13 protein-coding genes are annotated in these 17,799 nt (G+C 43.4%); 8 read left to right on the plus strand and 5 right to left on the minus strand.

Annotated features, from left to right (window positions below):
- Positions 1–163: 163 nt before the first annotated feature.
- Both V7K27_RS26755 and V7K27_RS26760 read left to right on the plus strand, forming a co-directional pair.
- Positions 164–1,312 carry a ParM/StbA family protein gene (locus V7K27_RS26755; RefSeq protein ID WP_334951324.1) on the plus strand — a complete coding sequence of 383 codons (1,149 nt, stop codon included), beginning with the start codon at positions 164–166 and terminating at the stop codon, positions 1,310–1,312.
- A gap of 5 nt (positions 1,313–1,317) precedes the next feature.
- A complete protein-coding gene (locus V7K27_RS26760; protein ID WP_292753455.1) occupies positions 1,318–1,797 on the plus strand; it encodes a plasmid segregation centromere-binding protein ParR in 480 nt (159 codons plus the stop codon).
- Between the two features lie 231 nt (positions 1,798–2,028).
- Here the strand turns inward: V7K27_RS26760 and V7K27_RS26765 are convergent, their stop codons facing one another.
- Entirely contained in the window at positions 2,029–2,538 is a 510-nt protein-coding gene (locus V7K27_RS26765) for a pentapeptide repeat-containing protein (RefSeq protein WP_334951327.1), read from the minus strand.
- 701 nt (positions 2,539–3,239) lie between these two features.
- On the opposite strand from V7K27_RS26765, the gene V7K27_RS26770 reads away from it, so the two are divergent.
- On the plus strand, positions 3,240–4,679 hold the full coding sequence (locus V7K27_RS26770) for a phosphoglucomutase/phosphomannomutase family protein (RefSeq protein ID WP_334951329.1): 1,440 nt from the start codon (positions 3,240–3,242) through the stop codon (positions 4,677–4,679).
- Positions 4,680–4,765: 86 nt separating this feature from the next.
- A complete protein-coding gene (gene rdgB, locus V7K27_RS26775; protein ID WP_334951330.1) occupies positions 4,766–5,344 on the plus strand; it encodes an RdgB/HAM1 family non-canonical purine NTP pyrophosphatase in 579 nt (192 codons plus the stop codon).
- Between the two features lie 273 nt (positions 5,345–5,617).
- Here the strand turns inward: rdgB and V7K27_RS26780 are convergent, their stop codons facing one another.
- Positions 5,618–5,956 carry a P-II family nitrogen regulator gene (locus V7K27_RS26780; RefSeq protein ID WP_300418920.1) on the minus strand — a complete coding sequence of 113 codons (339 nt, stop codon included), beginning with the start codon at positions 5,954–5,956 and terminating at the stop codon, positions 5,618–5,620.
- A 355-nt stretch (positions 5,957–6,311) separates the two neighbouring features.
- Complete coding sequence (locus V7K27_RS26785; RefSeq protein WP_334951331.1) at positions 6,312–6,920, minus strand: hypothetical protein; 609 nt, start codon at positions 6,918–6,920, stop codon at positions 6,312–6,314.
- 126 nt (positions 6,921–7,046) lie between these two features.
- On the opposite strand from V7K27_RS26785, the gene V7K27_RS26790 reads away from it, so the two are divergent.
- Positions 7,047–7,214: a hypothetical protein gene (locus tag V7K27_RS26790; protein ID WP_334951333.1), complete on the plus strand. Its 168-nt coding sequence runs from the start codon at positions 7,047–7,049 to the stop codon at positions 7,212–7,214.
- Here V7K27_RS26790 and thiD read toward each other — a convergent pair.
- The gene (thiD, locus tag V7K27_RS26795; RefSeq protein ID WP_334951335.1) at positions 7,203–8,024 is read right to left on the minus strand and encodes a bifunctional hydroxymethylpyrimidine kinase/phosphomethylpyrimidine kinase; all 822 of its coding nucleotides are present in this window, start codon (positions 8,022–8,024) and stop codon (positions 7,203–7,205) included. The genes V7K27_RS26790 and thiD overlap by 12 nt on opposite strands.
- An 847-nt stretch (positions 8,025–8,871) precedes the next feature.
- On the opposite strand from thiD, the gene V7K27_RS26800 reads away from it, so the two are divergent.
- Positions 8,872–10,653, plus strand: a complete 1,782-nt coding sequence (locus V7K27_RS26800) for a calcium-binding protein (protein ID WP_334951337.1) — start codon at positions 8,872–8,874, stop codon at positions 10,651–10,653.
- Positions 10,654–11,931: 1,278 nt separating this feature from the next.
- Positions 11,932–14,802: a choice-of-anchor D domain-containing protein gene (locus V7K27_RS26805; protein ID WP_334951338.1), complete on the plus strand. Its 2,871-nt coding sequence runs from the start codon at positions 11,932–11,934 to the stop codon at positions 14,800–14,802.
- Positions 14,803–15,273: 471 nt separating this feature from the next.
- On the opposite strand, the gene V7K27_RS26810 is transcribed toward V7K27_RS26805, so the two are convergent.
- Positions 15,274–15,708 carry a hypothetical protein gene (locus V7K27_RS26810; protein WP_334951340.1) on the minus strand — a complete coding sequence of 145 codons (435 nt, stop codon included), beginning with the start codon at positions 15,706–15,708 and terminating at the stop codon, positions 15,274–15,276.
- A 113-nt stretch (positions 15,709–15,821) separates the two neighbouring features.
- Between V7K27_RS26810 and V7K27_RS26815 the strand changes: the two genes are divergently transcribed.
- Positions 15,822–17,672, plus strand: a complete 1,851-nt coding sequence (locus V7K27_RS26815) for a S8 family peptidase (RefSeq protein WP_334951341.1) — start codon at positions 15,822–15,824, stop codon at positions 17,670–17,672.
- Positions 17,673–17,799: the final 127 nt, after the last annotated feature.

The raw sequence follows: 17,799 nt of genomic DNA on the forward strand, positions 1-17,799 counted from the left end.
TAATACTAAATATACGTTGGCAAAGTCCACCGGAGGTATCGCCGGAATTAATTTTTGGCGTATTTCTAGCTACACTTGACGCAACCTAGAATTTCTGGTTGCTCGCATTTTTGTAAGATGAGCATGACAACTTTTTACAGTTAAGTTTGAACTAGGAGCTTTGATGACAGACCAACCTTCCGCCGCTACCCCAATCAATGCCGCTGCTATACCGATGAATAGAGTGTCAGCATCGACCCCGATCAATGCTGTTAACCCTGCTGCCGTCCCAGTCGCTGGTGGAAAAACTATTCTCAGTGTTGATTTAGGCAGAACTTCCACAAAAACTTGTGTGAGTCGTGAACCGAATAATGTGGTGTTCGTACCTGCCAACGTGAAGCAGATGTCAATAGAACAAGTACGCGGCGGTGTTTTTGAAGCCAGGGCTACTGATCCCTTAATGGATTTATGGCTGGAGTATCAAGGAAATGGATATGCTGTTGGTCAACTAGCAGCAGATTTTGGGGCAAATTTAGGAGTCGGCCAATCTAAGGTAGAAGCTGCACTGGTAAAAGTGTTAGCAAGTGCTGGCTACTTCAAACTCAAAAATGATATCTCAGTCGTACTGGGTCTGCCTTTTCTTTCCTTAGAGCAATTTGAAAAGGAAAAAGCACAGTTGATTAGCCAAGTAGGTGGGCCTCATGTGTTGAACTTCCGAGGCGAATCTGTATCGCTGAACGTCAGTAAGGTTTGGGTAATGCCAGAGGGCTACGGTAGCCTACTGTGGTCTGAAGCTCAACCGAAGAAAAGTCCTGGCAGTCCCGATTTTACAAAAATATCGGTGGCGATCGTTGATATTGGACATCAAACCGTCGATCTTTTGATGGTAGATAACTTCCGTTTTGCCAGAGGTGCTTCTAAGAGCGAAGACTTTGGTATGAATAAGTTTTATGAATTGGTGTCCGCCGAAATCGAGGGAGCAGATAGTCAATCTCTAGCGCTGATTTCTGCTGTTAACAAACCCAGAGGTGAACGCTATTACCGTCCTAAAGGCGCTAGCAAGCCCACCAACCTGGATGATTTTCTTCCCAACCTCACGGAGATGTTTTCCCGCGAAATTTGTAGCCGTGTGCTAGCCTGGTTGCCAGAACGCGTCACTGATGTGATTCTCACTGGAGGAGGTGGTGAGTTTTTCTGGGATGACGTTCAACGCCTGCTCAAAGAAGCAAAGATTAATGCTCATTTAGCAGCACCTTCACGACAGGCGAATGCTTTGGGGCAGTATATTTATGGAGAGGCACAATTATCCTCCAATCGCGCTGCTAGGGCATAAATCTGATGTTCCAATGGTCAAAAAAGGTAGTTAAATCCGTCACGTTCAACCCAGAGCTTGCTGATGAAAGCTTGTTAGCGCAAGTAGAAAGTTATTTGGAAAAACAACCAGACAAGACTTTCAGTGACCTCTGTAAAGAAGCCTTGTGGCAGTCTTTATGTGTACCGGAACCTGTACAACCTGCTCCACAAACAGCAGCAACAACACCGATTGATCAACAAATTGGTGAACTGCAACGTCAAGTGGCTGGACTTGAGGAACGTTTTTTTGCCAAGGGATCTAATCGTTTGGAGGCGATGGAACATCATCTACTGCAACTTTCTCAACAAGTTGCACAACTGGCGCTCATAGTCAATGATCGATCATTCATTCCGTCTCCATCTCAATTAGAAGTAGTAAATAATACTTCTTATACTGTTGCTACTCCTCCTCAAGAGGTTGACCCCGTAATCAGTCGCCTTAGTCAGTTTCTCGATGATTTTTAAGGAACAATCAGGTTTGTGAGCAGTTTTTGCTCATGTTAACAATCCTTAATAGTTAATACTATTAAGGATTATTAATGTTTATATTTTTTTTAGAAATGCGATCGCATCTAATCAAGTTATACAGAGCGATATCCATAAAATACTTTTTATAAATCATGTTTAATGTGAATTAAGAATTGAAAACCAATATTGCAAGCTCTTCTATTATTTGAGGCTCAAGAAGCAGTTAATTTACCAATCGTAGTCGGTGGTATCGATAATAGTCCCGTCCTCCAAAGTCAACTCTATAGCCATACCAGTAAAATCGACAGTCTTGACATTTTTAGCTCCAGTCAGATCGGGACTAAATGCATCGCCAACTCTGATTTCAGCATTAAACAAGTTAGCCCCTCTCATATTAGTACCATCCAACTCGGCCCACTCCAGCAAGGCTTCGGTCAAGTTAGCTCCACTCAGGTCGGTATTGGTGAGATTGCTTTTACTCAAGTCAGCACGGGTCAAGTTGGCATTACTCAAGTTCGCTCCTTCCAAATTGACCCCCCTCAAGTAAGCCTGAGTCAAATCGGCACCACTGAGATTAATCCTGCTCAAATCGGAAGTGATTCCCTGACTGTAGGGTTCGGCATAAGAATCAACGTCAAAGCTACGACTGACTCCACTAAGATTAGCTCCTTTGAGATCGACCCCGCTAAAATCTCTCTCCCCAGCAGCGTAACGTCTCAGCAATTCTTTACCGTTCATAATTCGCCTTTTACATCAATTAAAACATACAAAAATAGCTCACTTAACCTCTGCTTTATCTTCTTCGCTCCCACCTTTAGTATCAACTTTCAAATCACCAATTGACAAGAAAGAGTGAATATATATAACGCGAAAAACCACATTTTTCGTAGGGGTTTACCAATGCTCATAGGTGTCAACTTAACGTGAAACCCTTGTCAAGACGTGATATTCAATTCTTTGGCTTCTCATCACGATCCGTGTTACCCCACCCTAACCCTCCCCTTATAAAGGGGAGGGAACCGGATTTTTTTCCCCCCTTTACAAGGGGGGATTAAGGGGGGTAAAACGCCTGTGGGATAAGCATTTGAGCTTAAGTTGACACGTATGAGCATGCTTTACCCCTACAGCATGGTCTATTTACGAGCCAAGGATAATTAAGAAAAGCCTGAAAAAACCTATTTTGATTGATGCACATCATGATGAATTTGTACAGTGCGTAAGTCCTAAAAAAGTAAAATTAGACCCATTAGGCACAAAAAAAGTCTCTTGCCCCAACATGCGGTATGGAAAAAGAAATACACCCGATCGCACCTCTACAATGCACAAATTTGCTAACTTTTATCTTGAATATTATTAGTACATATTATTACTAGATTCTTTTTTTACTTTGCACACTGTATAAATGCTAGAATCCTCAAGTAGACAGTTAGGATACCTAGATGCCAGTTGTAGCTAACTCAATCAAGTTTGGTACAGACGGCTGGCGGGGCGTTATTGGTGACGAGTTCACCTTTGAACGCCTAGCCCTGGTCGCACCAGTTGCCGCAAAAGTATTATATGATACATATTTTTCTACGGTGGGTAGCCGGACAATAATTGTCGGTTACGATCGCCGATTCATGGCCGAAGACTTTGCTCGTGCTGTTGCCGATACTGTCACCGCTATTGGATTTGATGTACTTTTGAGCGAGGATTATGCCCCAACCCCAGCTTATAGTTGGGCAGCAAAAGAACTCAATGCTTTAGGGGCGCTGGTAATTACAGCCAGCCATAATCCTGGTACATATTTGGGTTTAAAAGTCAAGGGCTATTTTGGTGGGTCAGTACCGCCAGAAGTCACAAAAGAGATAGAAGCACAGTTGTCCATTGGAGTAGTACCAGTAGCAGCTACCCCAGGCAAGCAAGAGAAATTCGATCCTTGGCCTAGTTATACCCAAGCACTAGAGGGTAAAGTTGATATCGTCAAAATTCGAGAAGCGATCGCATCTGGCAAATTAACGTTATTTGCCGATGTTATGCATGGCGCGGCGGCTGGCGGATTGGCGAAACTACTAGGCAATCAGGTTAAAGAAATCAACTCAGAACGCGATCCCCTCTTTGGTGGCGGTGCGCCGGAACCCTTGCCTAAATACCTTTCAAAGCTATTTCAAGTCATCAAGACTCACCGAGAAACCGATAAATCAGGTTTAACGGTGGGGTTGGTATTTGATGGAGACTGCGATCGCATTGCAGCAGTGGATGGAGAAGCCAATTTCCTAAGTTCCCAAGTATTAATCCCGATATTAATCGACCACTTAACCCTACGGCGCGGCTTTACGGGTGAAATAGTCAAAACTGTCAGTGGTTCCGACTTGATGCCCCTTGTAGCAGCACTACATAACCTCTCAGTCTTTGAGACAGCAGTTGGTTATAAATACATCGCTGACAGAATGTTAGCAGCAAAAGTGTTGCTGGGTGGCGAAGAGTCGGGAGGAATTGGCTATGGCAGCCATATTCCCGAACGCGATGCCCTGCTGTCAGCGTTATACGTCCTAGAGGCGATTGTAGAATCTGGTTTGGATTTAGGTGAATATTATCGCCAGTTACAGAAACAAACAGGGTTTACCTCAGCATACGATCGCATTGATTTACCCTTAGCAAGTATGGAAGTGCGATCGCGTCTTTTGCAACAACTGCAAAGCCAACCCTTAACGGAAATTGCCTCTTTAGCAGTAATTGATTGCCAGACAATTGACGGCTACAAATATCGCCTCGCGGATAAAAGCTGGTTAATGATTCGGTTTAGCGGTACTGAGCCAGTTTTACGCCTCTACTGTGAAGCCCCGACAATTGAGCAAGTACATCAAACTCTTGCTTGGGCGAAACACTGGGCGGAGTAAAATTAGTTATTAGTCATTTGTCCTTTGTCCTTTGTCCTTGGTAAATGATCAATGACTAATGACCAATGACCAATGACCAATGACTAATGACCAAATTACTTGTAGTAGCCACAGGAAATCCAGGTAAGTTGCGGGAAATGCAAGCTTATCTGGAAAATTCTGGTTGGGAATTAATCCTCAAACCTGAAGAATTGGAAATTGAAGAGACGGGTGAAACTTTTGCTGCGAACGCTTGTCTGAAAGCGTCACAAATTGCTAAAGCCACAGGAAACTGGGCAATTGCTGATGATTCGGGCTTGCAAGTAGATGCCCTAAATGGCGCACCAGGGGTGTATTCTGCACGTTATGCCAAAACCGACTCAGAACGCATTGCTAGGGTATTGAAGGAATTAGGCAACGAAGTAAATCGGCAAGCTCAATTTGTTTGTGCAGTAGCGATCGCTCGTCCTGATGGTGCGATCGTATTAGAATCTGAAGGTGTTTGTCGTGGCGAAATTCTTCACACACCTCGTGGTAATGATGGTTTCGGCTACGACCCAATTTTTTATGTGCAAGAGTTGCAATTGACCTTTGCTGAGATGACACGGGAGTTAAAGAGGTCAATTAGCCATCGAGGTAAGGCTTTTACAGCTTTACTTCCGCAACTGGAGAGAGTTAGGAGTTAGGAGTTAGGAGTTAGGAGTTAGGAGTTAGGAGTTAGGAGTTAGGAGTTAGGAGTTAGGAGTTAGGATTTATGCTAAATCTTCATTCATTATCCCTGACTCATATCATGTCCGGGTAATTAAGCATAATACCCGGAACCCCAAAGAGCCAAAGCTGCGCTTTAGCTCCCCTCCCCGCCGGCGAGGAGGGGTTGGGGGTGGGGTTCTTTTATTATGGGTAATTTGGCGGAGATGATATCACAACTCATAACTTTTAACTCTTAACTCATAACTTTTTTAAACTGCTTCTGTGTTCTTTTCGCCAGTGCGAATCCGAATCACTTGCTCAACAGGCGAGATGAAAATTTTACCATCGCCGATTTCACCAGTGCGGGCAGCAGCAATAACTTTGTCCACCACCATATCAACCTGATTATCGTCAACGACGATTTCCACCTTGAGTTTTTGCAGAAACTCAACGGTATACTCAGAACCGCGATACCGTTCAGTTTGACCTTTCTGACGTCCGAACCCCCGGACTTCAGAAACAGTCATCCCAACAATACCAGCGTTAACTAAGGCAATTTTCACCTCATCTAGCTTAAATGGCCGGATAATCGCTTCCACTTTTTTCATCTTCTTGACTCCTGACTTCTACTAGCTTCGTTTATATATCTAACCAGATCCGTTGTCTGAAGCTGTAACTAGCAGTGCTTTTCCTAAAACATATGTAATAATTACCACTTTTTTTAAAGTGTAGATGCTTTGCTTGAGGGTTTGGGACATGAAAACCAGCAAGGATTTATTAATTGGATAATTTTTGAGGTTCTAACATAAAGAAGTTGCTGTCAATTTAGCATTTTATGTAGCTTTTATAACCTAAAAATAGATCAACTCCGCCATTTAGCAGATTTGTTCGGATATTTAGATAGTGATTGTAGACAAATTGCACGCTAGCCCAAAAGCCTGCTGCTGACTGGGGGAGTGTCAACTAACGTTTCTGATGTTCAAACAAGGGACGCACAACGAAATATCCAGCACTAAAAGCAGTCAGCATGATTAACAAGATGGTGATAATTAACCACCAGCCATTGAGTCCCTTGATATCCGGCTCAGTAGTGGAATAATAACTTACTTGTTGCTCTTCTATAAAAACTGGTTCTGGTATCGGGAAATTTATTTCCATTACAGGTGTAGAAAAGTCTTGGCGGCGGCTTTTTTCGGGTGAGGCTTTGGGCACAACGGGTGGGCGCGAAGGAGAAACCTGTTGACGTGGACGCGCTTGTGTTACTGGCTGTTTGGTAGCACTTTTAACGTCGCCAGAAGCTTGGGTAGCTTGGTGATAACTAGGCGTAGCATGGGAATCCACAAACTTTTGCAAGTGAGAAAAAGACTCAACGACTTTGATAATCTCTTGGCGTAGTAGTTGATTTTCTTGTGCTAATTGCTGATTTTGGGTAGTGAGTGCATTTAGCCTCGCCTGTGTTGCTTGCAACTCTGTTGACAATTCCCTGTATACAGATAGTGGTACAGAGGGAGGGTAGGCTTGAGTAGTTGGTGTTGGCGAATTCCTGTGAACAGAACCTATGGTTGTTCGCATCGGGGACTTGGGATTAAAAATCAAGGTAATTAGATCGTACAGAGATGCTAACAGAGATAGTCAGCCCTGAAACTATGCCCAAGAATAATAGAAAAATGTCGAAAGAGCAAAGATTTATTATGGGGCATGGGGCAATTCAATTTTGGATTTTGGATTTTGGATTTTAGATTTTGGATTAAATTTCAATCTAAAATCCAAAATTCTCACTCCTCCTCATCTCCCTCATCTCCCTCATCTCCCTCATCTCCCTCATCTCCCTCATCTCCCCATGCTCCCAAAAGGTTAATTTCGTAACAAAGGGAAAAAGTGTCCTACAGGGCCTTGCCCTTGGCCAATATCTAGGGCGTAAGTGAGTGCAGTAGTCACATACTCCTTTGCCTGTTGCACTGCCTGCCACAAGTCTTTTCCTTTAGCCAGATTAGCAGCGATCGCAGCCGATAGTGTACAACCAGTACCGTGAGTATTTTTCGTCTCTACTTGCTGGCAAGTCAAAACTTCCAACTTCTCCCCATCAAACCAGATATCAACACCACGCATATCTCCCTGCATACCTCCGCCCTTGACTAAAACAGCCTTCGTGCGTAAAGTCTTGTGAATAATTTCAGCAGCAGCTTGCATATCCTCCAAGGAATTAATTTGTAAACCGCTCAAAATCTGGGCTTCGTAGCGATTCGGCGTAATGATAACCGCCTTGGGAATCAGAGCATGGCACAGAGTCTTCACCGCATCATCATCAATCAGTTGCGCTCCTGTACGTGACACCATTACTGGATCAACTACTAGATTAGGGATTTGTAAAGCTTCTACCTGCTGGGCAACAGCAAAGATAATTTCCTGATTGAGCAACATTCCCGTTTTGGCAGCTTGTACGCCAATATCCTCAACTACTGCCTGAATTTGCGCCACAACAGCCTCTCTTGGCATGGCATCAACCCTCCTCACTCCTAGAGTGTTTTGTGCCGTGACGCAGGTTATAGCGCTAGTACCGTGGATACAGTGAAAAGCAAAGGTGCGTAAATCAGCTTGAATTCCTGCACCGCCACCGCTATCGGAACCAGCAATGGTTAAAGCAACAGGTATTCTGGAGTTTATTTCAGTGTTCATATTATGAAGATTAAGTTCGGATCATAGCGTCTGGTAGAGAAGGCATCGCTTCTTTAAAAATATTTAGAGAAACTTCATCAAATCCTTGCACAAAGCGCTCTCTATTTCCATATCACACTGGAAATTAACAGGGCTTACCACGACTTTTAAGTAAAATTCTCGCTTATTTTGTAAAATTAATAACTATATTCAGCGTATTTGCTGATATCAAGTGCTATTTGTAAAGGTTAGTTTCAATACATAAGTCCACAAGGCTCAGTTACACCGCTTACAACAGGTTCGACTAAGTTCTTACATTAGTTCCCTTAAGTCAAGGGGTCAACCGACTAAACTTTCAACCAATTTAACTTTTACCACTCTAACTTTAAATCCCTAGTTATTATCCAGGGGTGGATTTTACCATGCTGATTTAGCAACTTCCTAACCTCAGACAACGGATAAAGTTCAGAGGAATTCTGATGCCAAATATGATCGCCGTATCGAATATAGCAGATAGGAAAGCTAGCTCGAAAAGAGCAGCAATCGCGGTTGCTACAGATGAAGATACGATTCAATTCGACTCCATCTAGCCGTAGGTCTTTCAGACGATATCTGACGACAAGCCCGGAGGCGAAGCGTCCACACACTAATCGATCGCTCTCAACAAAACTCTGACGATTAACGGTATCGATATCCCTGGTTTAACCATCAACGGTTGACAGGAGAAAAAGTTTTTAGTTTAACAACAACGTTTTACAACCGATGCGATTTCAAGTAGCGATCGGACAACTGTGACTGTCCTGAAAAGTCCAGACAATGACCATTTCAAATAACTCCAATTCACCTTACACACATTCGGACTAAAACTATGGCTGGCAAAACATACTACGTTTCTGGAACAGGCAATGATAACAGTAATGGCTTAAAGGAAGGAAGTGCATTTCGCAGCTTGGGTAGAGCCGTGTATCAGATGAAAACAGGTGACACGCTCTACGTCATGAACGGAACTTATGACAAAGGCGCTACACTTTTTAACTTTAATGGTTCAGCAAATAACTGGACAACAATTAAAGCTTATCCAGGGGCTACGCCTATAATCAAAACAATAGGAAGTGGCCTTAATATATTTAGCTCATCCTACGTGCGGATTGAAGGACTTGATCTAGAAGGCAATCGGAAAAACATCACTCTAGAATATGCCTTACAACAGAAGAATAATCTCAACAATCCCTTAACCAATTCCACTGGAATTAATATCAAAGCCTGGAAAAATAGCCAAGGAGTGGGCGGTAGCAATCCTCATCACATTGTCATCTCTGATAACAAAGTTAGTAACTTTCCTGGTGGAGGCATTGAATCCAGTGATTCAGACTACATCACAGTTGAGAAAAATATTGTATCTGGAAACGCTTGGTACACGCCGTATGGTGGTCAGGGGATTACAACACTTTTTGCCACCAATTCCGATCGCAACACTACTGATTACAAAATAATTTATCGGGACAATATTGTTTTTGATAATCAAAGTTTGGTTCCCTGGAAACAAGTTGGTAAGATTAGTGAAGGGCATGGGCTAATGCTTGATAGTACTAATCAGAGTAGAAATGGAACACCTTATCTTGGCAAAACTTTAATTGCTAATAACATAGTCTACAACAATGGTAACTCTGGTATTGACGCTTTTCAAGCTAAAAATGTCGATATTATCAACAACACAGTTTACCAAAATAGCCGTAATGTCACGAACACCGGCGAGATTAAAGTCAATTACTCTGAGAATGTTAGAGTCGATAACAATATAATGTATGCCAGCAACAATCAAGTGGCTAATGTTCTAAAGTATTCTAAAAATGTCAACTTTGACCACAATCTTGTTTATAACTCTTCTCAATTTCAAGCTTCAGATAATCTAAAGGCTACAGGATTGCAGAATATTTTGGGTAAAGATCCCCAATTTGTTGATGCAGCCGGAGGGAATTTTGCGCTCAAACCTGGAAGTGCTGCGATCGATGCTGGTTCCAATGCCTTCAATAGCATCACTAAGAACATTCCCCAGGATGGCGATGGTAATGGCACCGCAGTGATTGATATTGGTGCATACGAAGCCCGCCACAGCAGCGTCAGCTTCCCTAATGACTTGAATAACAACATTGTCGGTTTTGACAATTCCAACGATGTGATTAATGGTCTAGGAGGTAATGACACCATCAATGGTTACGGTGCTAACGACCAACTAAAGGGAGGTACTGGCAACGATCTTCTTATTGGTGGACAAGGCAATGATCTTCTCGTCGGTGGTCAGGGTGCTGACTCTTTCCTCTACAACACCAATGCGGCCTTTACTAGGGCTGCTGTGGGTATTGATACGATCGCTGACTTCAATCACTCTCAAGGTGACAAAATTGTTCTGGATAAGACCACCTTTAGTGCCATTACTTCTGTTGTAGGAACGGGTTTTAGTAAGGCTAGTGATTTTCAAATCACCAGTTTAGGGGCAGCTAGCAAAGCTGCAATTGTCTACAACCCTATGTCTGGGCAGTTACTATACAATCAAAATGGTAGTGCTGCTGGTTTCGGCACCGGCGGTGAATTTGCACAACTTACTGGTGCTACCACTCTTACTGCTTCCGACTTCATCGTTCAAGCATAGTTGCGTCGGATCAACTGAGTCCAAGTCTAATCCAAATATGAATCGACTTTCAAAGCGGTTTTCAATTAAATAGATCACACACATCGGGGCGCAAGATATTTGTGCCCCTACAATTTTGCAATGGTTAAAGCAAGAAGCACTGCCTTAACCAGTCCCATAGAAGGTTAACTCATCCCCCGGCTTGAAGCCGGGGGGAAATCGAAGTCATTAGTCATTAGTACCAATGACCAATGACTTTTGACTTTTGACTAATGACTAATGACTAAATCGGCGGGCGGCTATTCCTCCCACCCAAGAATGTTGGGATGCGATTCCCGCCGATTTTCGTTGATGCTCTACCAACCAACGAATGAGTTGTAAGCTGTTGCGTATTTAATTTGTATATTGGACGCGCTCATGTTGCCCGCACTACAATATTTTTGGGTTTTCGTGTTATACAATTTAGCTGCACATCAACTTAGTAGTGGGTTTTGCAACAGTGCGTGATTGAAAAAATACAAGCTACCGTATTGGGCGTAGCCCGCCGTACCCTTCCCTACGGGACGGTAAGGGCGAACGGGATCTTGCTACGCGCAGCGTCTGGTAAAGAAGGCATCGCTTCTTTAAAAATATTTAGATAAACTTCATCAAATCCTTGCACAAAGCACTCTCCATTCCCATATCACACTGGAAATTAACAGGGCTTACCACGATGCTTAAGTAAATTTTCCACTTTTTCTGTAAAATTAGCAACTATATTCAGAGTATTTGCTGATATCAAGTGCCATTTGTAAAGGTTAGTTTTAATACATAAGTCCACAAGGCTCAGTTACATCGCTTACAACAGGTTCGACTAAGTTCTTACATTAGTTCCCTTAAGTTAAGGGGTCAACCGACTAAACTTTCAACCAATTTAACTTTTACCACTGCAACTTTAAGTCCCCAGTTATTATCCAGGGGTGGATTTTACCATACCGATTTGGCAACCTCCTAACCTCAGACAACGGATAAAGTTCAGAGGAATTCCGATGCCCGTAGTTTTTCAGGACAAGCCCGGAGGCGAAGCGTCCACACACTAATCGATCGCTCTCAACAAAACTCTGACGATTAACGGTATCGATATCCCTGGTTTAACCATCAACGGTTGACAGGAGACAAAGTTTTTAGTTTAACAACAGCCTTTTTACAACCGATGCGATTTCAAGTCGCGATCGGATAACTGTGACTGTCCTGAAAAGTCCAGACAAATCACCTATTCAAATAACTCCAATTCACCTTACACACATTCGGACTAAAACTATGGCTGGCAAAACATACTACGTTTCTGGAACAGGCAATGATAACAATAATGGCTTAATCGAAGGAAGTGCATTTCGCAGCTTGGGTAGAGCCGTGTATCAGATGCAAACAGGTGACACGCTCTACGTCATGAATGGAACTTATGACAAAGGCGCTACGCTTTTTAACTTTAATGGTTCAGCAAATAACTGGACAACAATTAAAGCTTATCCAGGGGCTACGCCTATAATCAAAACAATAGGAAGTGGCTTTAATATATTTAGTTCATCCTACGTGCGGATTGAAGGACTTGATCTAGAAGGCAATCGGGAAAACATCACTCTAGAATATGCCTTAGAACAGAAGGATAATCTCAATAATCCCTTAACCAATTCCACTGGAATTAATATCAAAGCCTGGACAAATAGCCAAGGAGTGGGTGGTAGTAATCCTCATCACATTGTCATCTCTGGTAACACAGTTAGTAACTTTCCAGGGGGAGGCATTGAATCCAGTAATTCCGACTACATCACAGTTGAGAAAAATGTTGTATCTGGAAACGCTTGGTACACGCCGTATGGTGGTCAGGGGATTACAACACTTTATGCCACCAATTCTGATAACAATACTACTGATTACAAAATAATTTATCGAGACAATATTGTTTTTGATAATCAAAGTTTGGTTCCCTGGAAACAAGCTGGTCAGATTACTGAAGGGCATGGGCTAATGCTTGATACTATTAATCAGAGTAAAGATGGAACACCTTACTTAGGGAAAACCTTAGTTGCTAATAACATAGTCTACAACAATGGTAACTCTGGTATTAACGCTTTTGAAGCTAAAAATGTCGATATTATCAATAATACAGTTTACCAAAATAGCCTTAATATCGCTAACACTGGCGAGATTAAAGTTAATTACTCAGAGAATGTTAGAGTCGATAACAATATAATGTATGCCAGCGACAATCAAGTGGCTAATGTTCTGAAATATTCTACAAATGTCAACTTTGACCACAACCTTGTTTATAACTCGAATCTATTCCAAGCTTCAGATAATCTAAATGCCACAGGATTGCAGAATATTTTGGGTCAAGATCCCCAATTTGTTGATGCAGCCGGAGGGAATTTTGCGCTCAAACCTGGAAGTGCTGCGATCGATGCTGGTTCCAATGCCTTCAATAGCATCACTAACAACATTCCCCAGGATGGCGATGGTAATGGCACCGCAGTGATTGATATTGGTGCATACGAAGCCCCCCGCATTACCGTCCCGGAAATTCAAGTTCTCAATGGCACCGTTGACATTGCAGATGGCAGCACTACTGCTATCAACTTTGGCGATGCCACTGTTGGTAACACCCTGACCAAAACCTTTACGATTCGGAACACCGGTACAGCCGCACTCAACCTGAGTAATCTGAAACTTCCCGACGGATTTAGTTTGGTCGGTACTCTTCCGACGAGCGTCGCTGCTAATGCTTCCACCACTATATCGGTGGCACTCAACGCCACGACACCCGGCACCTATGGTGGCAGCCTCAGTTTAAACAACAACGATAGTAATGAAAGCCCCTTTGACTTTGCAATTAGTGGCACAGTTAAACCCGTTTTATCCCCGGAAATTCAAGTTCTCAATGGCACCGTTGACATTGCAGATGGCAACACTACTGCTATTAACTTTGGCGATGCCATTGTTGGTAATACCCTGACCAAAACCTTTACGATTCAGAACACCGGTACAGCTGCACTCAATCTGAGTAATCTGAAACTTCCTGACGGATTTAGTTTGGTCGGTACTCTTCCGACGAGCGTCGCTGCTAATGCTTCCACCAGCATATCGGTGGCACTCAACGCCACGACACCCGGCACCTATGGTGGCAGCCTCAGTTTAAACAACAACGATAGTAATGAAAGCCCCTTTGACTTTGCAATTACTGGCACAGTTAAACCCAAAACTCAAGTTATCAATGGCACAGTCGGCAATGACACCTTTATTGCCCAAGGAGGCAATACCAATTACATCATCACGGACTTTGGCGGTGTAGGTACTAGCTCAAACCCTTCGGCTGCGGTGATTGCCAAAATAGACACCTTGCAATTTGTTGGGGCTGGCTTGACTGCGACAAATCTACAATTAACTCAAAATGGCAACGATTTAGAAGTCACCTTTGAAGATGTGGCTAATACCAAAGTCACTCTGCAAAACTTTAATTTAGAAAACCTAGACAACTTAGCCGCATCGACAACAAGACCTGCCATCGGTAATATCCTATTTGACGGAGAAGCCAGTGTTACCAAAAGCATTGATGTGATTAATGCCAACTCCATTCAACCGTATATTTCCACCGCAAACACCGTCACGTTTCTCAATGACTCGAACAATAACATCAGAGGTTTGTACACTTCCAACGATGTGATTAATGGTCTAGGGGGTAATGACACCATCGATGGCAGCGGTGGTGACGACCTGCTGCGGGGTGGTACTGGTGATGATCTTCTGATTGGTGGACAAGGCAATGATACTCTTGTCGGTGGTGTGGGTGCTGACTCTTTCCTCTACGACACCAATGCTACCTTTAATAGCGCTGTTGTGGGTATTGATACGATCGCTGACTTCAATCACTCTCAAGGTGATAAGATTGTCCTGAGTAAGACCACCTTTAGTGCCATTGCTTCTGTTGGCGGAACGGGTTTTAGTAACGCCAGTGATTTTCAAATCACCAGTTTAGGGGCAGCTAGCAATGCTGCAATTGTCTACGACTCTCTGACTGGGCAGTTATCATACAATCAAAATGGTAGCGCTGCTGGTTTCGGCAGTGGTGGTCAATTTGCACAACTTATCGGTGCTACCACTCTTACTGCTTCCGACTTCATCGTTCAAGCATAGTCATTAGTCATTAGTCATTAGTCATTAGTCATTAGTCATTAGTCATTAGTGAATGGCACGCTTGTAAAGCCCAAAGGCTTGTGTTACCTCGTTAAGAGCCTCTAGGCTGGGAATGTATTCTCATAGGCTCTGCCTCTGGTCAAGCCACTGGAGGCGGCAGCCCTCCCAGAATCGGTTAAGAGCCTGGAGGCTCTTAACCAGTCAGGGCAAGGGCTATATCTTTTCTTAGTGCCATTCAGTCATTAGTCATTAGTACCAATGACCAATGATTTTTGACGGCAGGACTAAAGCGGCGGGGCGGCTATCCCTCTACAGACACCTGGGGATGGAGTTTCCCGCCGCTTTCAATGAATCGATTTTCAATCCGGTTTTCAATTAAATAGATCACACACATCGGGGCGCAATATATTTGCGCCCTGACTTTTTGATCAGAAATAGCCGTATTATCTGGAACTGGTAGTTTAAGTATAACTACTGCTGTGGTTGCGATCGCAAGTCTTGTAATACCCCCTGCAAAAATTTACCCCATTCTGCTGCCAAAGGGATTTCTGTAAACGGAACCCGCACTGAGTTAGTAGATTCGGAAAATAGAAATTCTAACTCTATAGAACGACCTTTTTCCGGTATACTTTCCAAATCTACTTGTTTATCATCTACTAAAAGATAAATTTGCTTAACATCAAGCAAAGAGAATGTTTCTAGTTTAATAGGCCCTTTAGTCGTGGGTTTTCCCCAAGTCAGATTGTTGCCTTTTTGACCTAATACTGAATAAATATCGTACTTAGCCCGTTCAAATTGCTCTGCCCAAGCGCGATAGGCTTCAACCTTTTGGTACTCTTTCGAGCCTTGCCAAGCCAACCAGAAAAACATTACTAATAGGGGCAACCACAAAAGACCACGTTCCATCGTTAAAAAAGTCCTAAGTGAAACTTGATAACTAAAATTGCAAAATCTTCCAATAAAGGATGCAGATAAGTTATGGTAGTGAGCAATCTGACAAAAAGCGGTGATGAGTTAATATGAGAAAGCTTATATTATTGTGCTTGTTTGTCATTGGGCTGGGATCTGCCATATTTGGTTTCCTGAATTTTCAGGGATTGGCAGCTAAAGGAGAGTTTGAGACGATTTTGCTTGATTTTCGGGAAGATATTCCATCACTTGTGGTGGAACAGGATTTGCAAGCGATCGCCAAACAATACAACGTTACACCCCAATTAGACAACAAGTTTTCCCAAAAAGATCATGTGTATATTGTCAAAGGCGATCGCCAGCGACTCCAAGAACTGAAAAAATCACAATTTGCCCAAGCTACAGAATTCATTGAACCAAATTATATCTACAGGACGATTCCACAACCAGGTAAAGCAGCAAGGCTTGGAGAATTTTTAACACCCCAAGAAGATGATCAAGCAAGTCCTTCATTAACTGGCCCCAATGACCAATATTACAGCAAGCAGTGGAACTTGCACCAAATCGGCATTGAAGGCGCATGGAGTCAAACCAAAGGTAGCGGTATCACAGTTGCGGTAATTGACACTGGGATTACCAAGGTGCGGGACTTGTATGAGACAAAATTCGTCAAAGGCTATGATTTTGTTAACGACCGAGAAGAAGCCACAGACGATAATGGTCACGGTACCCATGTTGCCGGAACTATTGCCCAAGCCACAAATAACAAATATGGCGTCGCTGGAATTGCCTATGAAGCCAGTCTAATGCCCCTGAAAGTACTAAGTTCCTATGGTGGCGGTACTGTTGCCGATATTGCCGAAGCGATTAAATTTGCTGCTGATAAAGGCGCAGATGTGATTAATATGAGCTTAGGCGGTGGTGGTGAAAGCAAATTGATGAAAGAAGCGATCGAGTATGCCCATAGAAAAGGTGTAGTTATTATTGCCGCCGCCGGGAATGAAAACACTAATGGGGCAAGCTATCCAGCCCGCTATCCCTACGTCATCGGCGTTTCGGCAATTGGCCCAGATGGCGAAAGAGCGCCTTATTCTAACTTTGGTGCCGGGGTAGATATCTCGGCTCCTGGTGGTAGTGAAGCTGGTAAGATTCTCCAAGAAACTATCGATGAAAAGGGCGAAGGCGTATTTCTGGGCTTCCAGGGTACAAGCATGGCTTCTCCCCACGTTGCTGGTGTTGCGGCATTAATCAAAGCTGCTGGCATCAAAGAACCAGATGAAGTTTTAAAAGTCCTGAAGCAGTCAGCGCGAGTTATCCAGGATGATGGTTTGAACTATTATGGCGCTGGACACCTGAATGCAGAAGCAGCAGTAAAACTAGCCTTTGCGGGGCAAATCAGTTTCACAGATTTCTTCCGGTGGTTACGCGATAACGGCTATCTTAACCCCGGCTTTTGGATTGATGGTGGTGCGATCGCACTGTTACCCAAGATTTTAATGATAGTTGGTTCCTATCTGCTAGCTTGGTTTTTACGGGTTTACTTCCCCTTTACTTGGAGTTGGTCTTTATCTAGCGGCTTAATTGCTGGTAGTTCTGGGTTATTCTTCCTCAAGGGAATCTATATTTTTGATCTTCCCCAATGGCCTTTCCGGGTTTTGGGCAGTTCAATTCCCGAACTGGGCAATACCCTCCAGGGAACTGATGCGTTAAATCCCCTGTTTGCTAGCGTACTCATTCCCATTGTCTTAATGGCATTGCTGCTGGGACATCCTAGTTGGAAATGGTTTGCCATTGGTTCAACTTTAGGTGTAGCAGCGTGCTTGACAGTAAGTGCGTTTTTCAACCCGACAGTTTGGGGTTTGGGAAGTGATTACTTAGCACGCCTATTCCTGATCGCCAATGCCCTAATCTGTTATGGGCTTGCTCGTTTAGCATTGAAAAACGAAGAAAAAATAGCGTAAATGGGGAGTGGGGAGTGGGGAGTGGGGAGTGGGCAGTGGGGAATGGGGCATGAATTTTTATAACTCCTAACTCCTAACTCCAAACTCCTGTACAGACGCGATTAATCGCATCGGTGAGAGGTTAACG

The sequence above is a fragment of the Nostoc sp. genome (genome assembly GCF_036919575.1).
Taxonomy (GTDB): domain Bacteria; phylum Cyanobacteriota; class Cyanobacteriia; order Cyanobacteriales; family Nostocaceae; genus Nostoc.

Coding starts and splice junctions, on each gene's coding strand:
- V7K27_RS26810 (WP_334951340.1), bottom strand. CDS start 15,708: ATGGAACGTGGTCTTTTGTGGTTGCCCCTATTAGTAATGTTTTTCTGG.
- V7K27_RS26780 (WP_300418920.1), bottom strand. CDS start 5,956: ATGAAAAAAGTGGAAGCGATTATCCGGCCATTTAAGCTAGATGAGGTG.
- V7K27_RS26785 (WP_334951331.1), bottom strand. CDS start 6,920: ATGCGAACAACCATAGGTTCTGTTCACAGGAATTCGCCAACACCAACT.
- V7K27_RS26755 (WP_334951324.1), top strand. CDS start 164: ATGACAGACCAACCTTCCGCCGCTACCCCAATCAATGCCGCTGCTATA.
- V7K27_RS26765 (WP_334951327.1), bottom strand. CDS start 2,538: ATGAACGGTAAAGAATTGCTGAGACGTTACGCTGCTGGGGAGAGAGAT.
- V7K27_RS26815 (WP_334951341.1), top strand. CDS start 15,822: ATGAGAAAGCTTATATTATTGTGCTTGTTTGTCATTGGGCTGGGATCT.
- V7K27_RS26805 (WP_334951338.1), top strand. CDS start 11,932: ATGGCTGGCAAAACATACTACGTTTCTGGAACAGGCAATGATAACAAT.
- V7K27_RS26760 (WP_292753455.1), top strand. CDS start 1,318: ATGTTCCAATGGTCAAAAAAGGTAGTTAAATCCGTCACGTTCAACCCA.
- rdgB (WP_334951330.1), top strand. CDS start 4,766: ATGACCAAATTACTTGTAGTAGCCACAGGAAATCCAGGTAAGTTGCGG.
- V7K27_RS26770 (WP_334951329.1), top strand. CDS start 3,240: ATGCCAGTTGTAGCTAACTCAATCAAGTTTGGTACAGACGGCTGGCGG.
- V7K27_RS26790 (WP_334951333.1), top strand. CDS start 7,047: ATGGGGCAATTCAATTTTGGATTTTGGATTTTGGATTTTAGATTTTGG.
- V7K27_RS26800 (WP_334951337.1), top strand. CDS start 8,872: ATGGCTGGCAAAACATACTACGTTTCTGGAACAGGCAATGATAACAGT.
- thiD (WP_334951335.1), bottom strand. CDS start 8,024: ATGAACACTGAAATAAACTCCAGAATACCTGTTGCTTTAACCATTGCT.